Origin of the sequence: Thermogutta sp. (genome assembly GCF_014359955.1) — a bacterium.
GTDB lineage: Bacteria > Planctomycetota > Planctomycetia > Pirellulales > Thermoguttaceae > Thermogutta.
In genome coordinates this window covers 1-6,097 of record NZ_JACIYL010000212.1, presented here as the reverse complement: position 1 = coordinate 6,097, position 6,097 = coordinate 1, and the positions used below count along the sequence as shown (strand labels likewise).

Genomic DNA, 6,097 nt, shown 5'->3' with positions numbered 1-6,097 from the left:
CCTCGCCGATGCCTGTTGTGCCTTCCACAACAGTTATCGAAAACGTCCAAAAGCGAGCGGTTCAACCAACCTTGCCTTCGGACGAAACGGCAACTTTCGGATGACGGAATTTCAAGGGGCTCTTCTTCTCAGCCAGATGGAAGGAATTCGAGAACGGGCGGACCTCCGCAGCGATAACGCGGCCTATCTTACAAAGCTGCTGTCAGAAATTCCGGGTATTTCACCTGCACGGCAATATCCGCAGTGCACACGCAACGCCTACCATCTCTTTATGTTTCGCTATGACCCGGCGGAATTCTCGGGACTCCCCCGCAACCGATTCGTCAATGCCCTTCGCGCTGAAGGCGTCCCCTGTTCGCCGGGATATAGCCCGCTGAATAAGGAAAAGTTTCTCCTCGACGCGCTCCGGTCGGAGCCTTACATCCGTGTTTATGGTCGGGAAGTCATCGATGCCTGGCCGAGTAAAAATGAATGTCCCGAAAACGACAAGCTGTGCGAGCAGTCCGTCTGGTTCTATCAGAATGTGTTACTCACTGATCGTCAGACCATGGAAAAAATCGCTGTGGCGATCAGCAAAATCAAAAAACATGCCAAGGAATTGCAGAAGGCCTGAAGATTCTTCACGGGAGAAAGGATGTGACAGGACATCCCCGAATATAATAAACATCGGGCCGAGCTGATCGAAGTGCAAAAAGAAAAGTGAGCAATAATACGTGCTGGGCGGACCGCTTATCTCTCGGATTTTCCCGTGAATACTGTGCTACTTGCAGGGAGACTTCAGGAAGTGAGTACTATAGGGGAATATTGCTCTGGCCGAAATCGATGAATTTGCAGGGACGATGGTTCATTGACGCTTCGAAGGAGGCCAGAGCATGGATGCCGAATTCGGCTCCACAAGCAGGGCATTCTCGACCGTCCGGCTCGTGCTCTCTATGTGCTGGCCGGGGCTGAAACGGACGAGCAGCGGAGCTTCCTGAAAATCTGCAAACGTGTGTCGCACGGTATTGTTTGCTTTTTCTCGGCATGACGTTTCCGCGGCCTGGGCACTCAGGATCCTTTCGAAGTTCGGATTACGATTGACGTGAAGGCACGGGCAACAGAATTCGATTACTCACCGTTCTGTGGACGGTTTTTGTTGCCGGATTGGCGCGCAGTGCGCCTGTGGAATTCATAGACAGGCCCAATATTCTGCTGCTTTGTGTCGATCAGACGCGCCCAATAATTGCGGGGTTTCCCGGTGCCTGGTACTTCTTGGCAAGCAAAACAGGTACGATGAAGGATGCTGTGCCAGGTTGTTTGATGAGCAGGCGGATGTCGAGGAAGTGCACAATCTGGCACTGGATCCAGCTTATGCAAACATTGTTCAGGAACTAGGAACAAAGCCGACGGCCATGCTTGATCCGACCCAGGTCGCGAATCAGGCGAGACGAGCGATTGATGACAGCGGACGGCACGGAGCTGTTCCTTGAGCATGTCCGCAAGAGCGAGGCAAAACACGTGGAGAGGGTTGATCAATGGTGAGAAAAGCAATCGTACTGGCAATAGGCTTGTTTTGCGTGTCTGCCGTGAGCTTGGCGGCGGACAAAACGGCGGCGAAACCCAACTTCATCATCATTCTCACCGACGACCAAGGCTATGGCGACCTCGGCTGCTTCGGATCGCCCAACATCAGGACGCCGCGGCTTGATCAGATGGCGAGGGAGGGCATGCGGTTCACCAGCTTTTATGCCCAGACCGTCTGCGGCCCGTCGCGTGCTGCGTTGATGACCGGGTGCTATCCGCTTCGCGTCGCACGGCAGGGCGACCCCGATTCGATTCACCCTCAACTGCATTCCGAAGAGATCACCATTGCCGAGGTGCTGAAGACACGGGGGTATGTGACCGCGGCAATCGGCAAGTGGGATCTGGCCGGCCACAGCCAGACCAACTACAGGCCGGAGCTTTTGCCTGTGTACCAGGGTTTCGACTACTACTTCGGGACCCCCTCGAGCAACGACACGTTCGTCAATCTGATTCGCAATACACAGGTGGTTGAGAAAAACGCCGACATGTCCACGTTGACCAAACGCTACACCGATGAGGCGATCGCCTTTCTGGAACAGAATAAGGACAAGCCGTTCTTTCTCTATCTGGCGCACACGATGCCGCACACGAAGCTTGCCGCCTCAGCAGATTTCAAGGGGAAGTCGGCAGGTGGGTTGTATGGTGACGTGATTGAGGAAATCGATTTCAACGTCGGACGCCTGCTCGACAAGGTGAAGGAACTCGGTCTCGACGAGTCCACCTACATTATTTTCACCAGCGACAACGGCCCATGGTTGTTCCGCAAGCAGGACGGCGGGCATGCCGGTCCGCTGCGCGGCGGCAAGACCTCCTGTTGGGAGGGCGGTTTGCGTGTGCCGTGCATCATGCGTGCGCCGGGCAGAATTCCCGCCGGGACGGAGTGCAAGGCGGTGACGGCCACCATTGATCTGTTGCCGACCATCGCCAAGCTGGCCGGCGCCGCAATTCCGACCGACCGCGTGATTGACGGGGTTGATATTTCTCCACTGATGTTCGGCAAGACAGACCACCTGGACCGCAGCTTTTTCTACTACCAGCACGACTGCCTGCGGGCGGTTCGCTATGGTCGCTGGAAGTTGATGCTGCCGCATACTGAGCCACTCCAACACAGCATTGCCGTGACGTGGAGGAAGCATGTTGCGCCGCAGGATGCCATTCGGATTCAGAAACCCCAGCTTTATGATTTAGAGGCCGATATTGGTGAGACCACCGATGTCGCTGACCAGCACCCGGATAAGGTGGCCGAGTTGATGAAGTTGGCGGAGTGGGCACGGGAGGACATCGGGGACCACGACCGGTTTGGCGCGAATGCCCGCACCTTCGGTGCACCGCGGCGCACCCTTTCCACGGAAATAAATGTTGCGCCAAGGCAGAAGCAATCCAACGGACAAAATGAAAATGAAGGGTAGAACGTGTTCTATACTGGCTGCGATGATCGCGTTTTTGTCGGGCGTGGTTCCCGCTTTGGGCGGGCCCCCGCGACCCAATTTCATCGTCATCTTGACCGACGACCAGGGCTACGGCGACCTCGGCTGCTTCGGGGGCAAGGTCAAGACGCCCCGAATTGACCGGATGGCCGCGGAAGGCCAACGGCTCACCAGCTTCTATGTGGCCGCCCCGGTTTGCACGCCCTCTCGCGCAGCGCTGATGACCGGGTGTTACCCGAAGCGGATCGACATGGCCACGGGGTCGCGGCTTGCCGTCTTGCTTGACGCAGACCACAAGGGATTGAATCCAAGTGAAATCACCATCGCCGAGGTGTTGAAGTCCGTGGGGTATCGCACAGGCATATTCGGAAAATGGCACCTCGGTGATCAGCCGGCGTTTTTGCCTACGCGCCAAGGTTTCGACGAATTCTTCGGGATGCCTTACAGTTGGGACATCCATCCCACGCACCCGAACAACAAGAAGTATCATTTTTCGCCTTTGCCCTTGCTGGACGGAGAGACCGTACTCGAGTTGGATCCGGACCTGGATTTCATGACTGCCCGCATCACGCAGCGCGCCGTCGCCTTTATCGAAGCCAATAAGGACCGTCCTTTCTTCCTCTACCTTGCGGAGTTTCTCCCGCACCGTCCGTTGCACGTGGCGCCGCCGTTTCTGAAGAATGTCCCGCAAGCCATCAAAGACCAACTGGCCGCGGAAGTGCAGAGTCATGCCCCGGACAACAACAAGGTTCGCGACGAACTCTATCCCTACGCCATTGAGGAGATCGATTGGTCTGTCGGGCAAGTGCTCGACACGCTGAAACGACTGGGGCTGGACGACAAAACACTGGTGTTTTTCACCTCCGATAATGGACCGATTGGTAACGGCAAAGGCAGCGCCGGACCGTTACGAGGAAGCAAGGGCACCACCTACGAAGGCGGCATGCGAGTTCCCGCCGTGGTTCGCTGGCCGGGGCATATTCCGGCGGGCCGGGTCAACGATAAGTTGATAACCGCCATGGATCTACTGCCTACCTTCGCCCGCCTGGCCGGGGCTCGCGTGCCCAAGGATCGCGTGATCGACGGCAAGGACATTTGGCCGGTGTTGACCGAAGATGCGCCGAGCCCGCACGACGCATTCTTTTATTACAGGGAAAACACGCTGGAATGCGTTCGCGTGGGGCCTTGGAAATTGCGTGTCGAAGCGGGCAAACCTGCGGCACTCTACAATCTGGACGAGGATATCGGTGAGAGAAACAACGTCCTCCACGCCCATCCCGATATCGCCGAACAGCTTCTGGCACGTATCAAGAAGTTCAACGATGACATCACCAGCCACAGCCGTCCGGCCGGCTATGTTGAGAATCCCAAACCTCTCTCCGCTCGATACACAAACGGGGGTTTTCAGTGATTCGTCGTCGAATAAACACGGCTGTCCTCCGATCAAGTCCCGTCGACTCGACCGTCGGGCAAGACGTATGTGGTCCGTCAAGGAGCTAACCCGATCACACCGCTTTCGGCAACGGTCGCCTTCGCGGACCAGCCGACCGAACGGGTCTCAAACTCGGCAAGTTCTTCTCACATAAGCACTTCCAAAATCAGTCAAGGAGGAACGTATTACGAAGAGAGCTGCGTTCGCGGCGTGTTCTTGTTGGTAGCGAAACCGCCTACCTTGCCAGTTAACGCCTGAATCCCGGAATCGGGAACGCGGGCGTTTTTCTTAACCGGTGTTTGGGCAACGAGTTCCGCCTGTCCGCTGCCTGCCGCGGCGCTCTTGCTTTCGGGCAAGAGATGCCCGGGCGATAGCTCTCGTGCACACTCACACGGACATCGCGCCAAAAGTCCAGCGGTTCAACACACGTCCACACCGTGCACGTCCCTTGACGCACATACTCGTAGCCGATCCGCTTGGCACGGCCACGGTTTCAGTTCGGCATGTTCTTGCGCAGCGGTTTCCATACATCCTTGTGAAACATTTCCTCCTCCCTGAGCTGATTCTCCCTCCCAACTGCCAATCGAACCATCACAAGCCCCCTTTACACACGAAAATCAAACGGCGATGGGGCATTAGGAACGGCGGACGGTAAAGTATCGCGTCATTGTCTTCGTGTGATTGTCCTTGCGAAATTCCACGCGCACTTCTCCGCGCTCACCACGGGGAGTCGCGCGACATCCAAACCAGCCGTCGGAGCGTACCGAAACGGGACTCCCATTCACCATGACTTGCGTTCCCGTTTCTACGACTCCGCGGACCTCCAGATTGACAGGACCATAGATGAGGGGCGTTCCTTCCGGCGGTTGAGTAACAAGCAGACCGAGAGGAGGCCGATCCAGGGCTTCAATTTCGTCAGTAATGAGTTTTCGAGTTTGCCAAATTACGGAACTCTCTCGGGTGACACAGCCTAACTCGGGAACCACGCGTCGAGCAAGCTCCAGCGGCCGCTGGCGCGGATCAATTAATCGTGCGGCATCACCTAACCGTTTGCGAATTTGTTCGATCTTGCTTTCAAGCAGATAGAGGTATTCAAAGTCCTCGAGACTTTCGCGCTGGATTTCCCAACGGATGGAGTCGAGCGGGCCGTTACGGCCGGGATAGACGACATGCGTGTCTCCTGGAGGAAGGTTCTCGCGTGGCACCCCAAAGGGATTTTCACCCCAAAAGTTCCATCCCCAGTGGAGATACCCTTTCAGATCGTAGCGGTAGTTGATCCAGTGAAGCACCCGTACAGACGCCCCCGGGAAATCCAGAAATCGGTTGGGATAGACGTTTCCAAAGGGATGGCAACAGATATAGTACCAGAGCTCAGCCGAGTCGCGACGCTTTTCAAACGCTTCGCGCCATGCGTCATATTGAGAAAGCTTGGGGACCCAGACTTCGAGAAAGCCGTCGAAGTCCGTGGTCTCAATCGCGTCAATCCTGCGGATTTGCGGTGCTGCCTGATGAACAAGAGCCGAGGCTTCCCGCCAGGAATCCGCATTCCTGATGGACGGCTCATCGCTTACGTGGATCATGGCTTTGGATAGCCAACCTTTTTCTGCCAGATGCTGGTCGAGCTTTTGCAGAAAAGGCTTGAGCCCGTCGGAATACTCAAGCGTCACATAGAGAT

Annotated in this window: 4 protein-coding genes; 3 read left to right on the top strand and 1 reads right to left on the bottom strand. The window is 56.2% G+C overall.

The window, feature by feature from the left end; all coding sequences use genetic code 11:
• From H5U08_RS08400 to H5U08_RS08390, 3 genes are all read left to right on the top strand, one after another.
• The coding region (locus tag H5U08_RS08400) for a DegT/DnrJ/EryC1/StrS family aminotransferase (protein ID WP_297032106.1) at positions 1 to 613 on the top strand (613 nt) is incomplete at its 5' end.
• 901 nt (positions 614 to 1,514) lie between these two features.
• Positions 1,515 to 2,972 (top strand): sulfatase, encoded by a 1,458-nt coding sequence (locus H5U08_RS08395; protein ID WP_297032104.1) that lies wholly within the window; start codon positions 1,515 to 1,517, stop codon positions 2,970 to 2,972.
• Positions 2,962 to 4,401, top strand: a complete 1,440-nt coding sequence (locus H5U08_RS08390) for a sulfatase (protein WP_366494276.1) — start codon at positions 2,962 to 2,964, stop codon at positions 4,399 to 4,401. The genes H5U08_RS08395 and H5U08_RS08390 overlap by 11 nt, the downstream gene beginning before the upstream one ends.
• A 656-nt stretch (positions 4,402 to 5,057) precedes the next feature.
• Here H5U08_RS08390 and H5U08_RS08385 read toward each other — a convergent pair.
• Positions 5,058 to 6,097: DUF4091 domain-containing protein (locus H5U08_RS08385; RefSeq protein WP_297032102.1), on the bottom strand; the 1,040-nt coding region annotated here is incomplete at its 5' end.